The organism is Mesorhizobium sp. M7A.F.Ca.CA.004.12.1.1 (assembly GCF_003997835.1).
Lineage (GTDB): Bacteria > Pseudomonadota > Alphaproteobacteria > Rhizobiales > Rhizobiaceae > Mesorhizobium.
In genome coordinates, this window is the sequence record NZ_RZRK01001221.1 from 1 (window position 1) to 1,204 (window position 1,204).

Annotated in this window: 1 protein-coding gene; it reads left to right on the forward strand. The window is 63.3% G+C overall.

The genetic code is table 11. From position 1 onward, the window contains the following. Positions 1–1,204: AGE family epimerase/isomerase (locus tag EN984_RS35285; protein WP_206517571.1), on the forward strand; the 1,204-nt coding region annotated here is incomplete at both ends.

Consider the following 1,204-nt stretch of genomic DNA (forward strand, 5'->3'; position numbering starts at 1 on the left):
TCTTCCTGTTTCGCGCCGTCGCCATGCGTGATGCCTTCATAGCGTTCCAGCCGGATATCTGGCTGGCCACCGAAGCAGCTTACAGGGCAGCGACATCGGATCTGTCCGGCCTTTACATGCCGCTAGAACTCTACGCCGCCATTCCGTCGAACTCGATCGACTACGCCATCATGGAGCGGGCAAAAGACATCGCCATGGTGCCGGCCGGCTTCCGCTGGAACGATCTCGGCTCCTGGCAGTCGCTGCTCGATGTCGGCCCCGCCGACGACCGGGGCAATGTCATCATCGGCGATGTCGTCGCTATCGATTGCGAGAATTCCTACATTCGCAGTGATGGCCGCCTGCTGTCGGCGATCGGCATGAAGGACATCGCCATCGTTTCGACATCGGATGCCACCTTCGTCGCCCCGGTCAGCCACAGCCAGCACGTCAAGAAGATCGTCGAGCAGCTCGAAAAATCGGGTCGCCTGGAAACCAGGTTCACGCCGGCGCATGACCGCGTCATCGAAAGCGGCGCCTGGCGCCGGCGCGTGCATCACTGGCTGTTTCAGGAGACCTTGCCGCTGTGGTCGACATCGGGGGTCGACGAACGCCATGGCGGCTTTCACGAAGCGCTCGGCCTGGACGCCTCGCCGCTGATGAAGCCCAAGCGCATGCGCACCATGGCAAGGCAGGTCTATGCTTTCGCCGTCGCCCGAGCGCGCGGCTGGGACGGTCCGGCCGACCGGCTGATCAGCCACGGCATCACCTTCATGGCCGGCAAGGGCCGCACCGACAAGGGCGGCTGGGTTCGCACGCTGAATGTCGACGGCTCGGTCGCCGACGCCACCGAGGATGCCTACGATCATTCCTGCGTGCTCCTGGCGCTCGCGCATGCGCATATGTCTGGCAATCCAGACGCCTTGCGCCTCGGCGAGGAAACCTTCGCCTTTCTCGATGCGCATCTCGAAGACAGCCGCATGACCGGCTTCCTCGAGACATCGGACGGCAAAGGCGAGCGCCGCTCCAACCCGCATATGCATCTGCTCGAGGCCTTCCTCGCTTGGCATCAGGCGACTGGCGAGCGCGCCCATCTGCGCCGCGCAGCGCGCATCATCGACCTCTTCCGAAGTCATTTCTTCGATCCGGAAAGCTGGACGCTTGGCGAGTATTTCGATGCCGAATGGAAGCCATCCGCAGGAGAGAAAGGGTCATGGACCGAGCC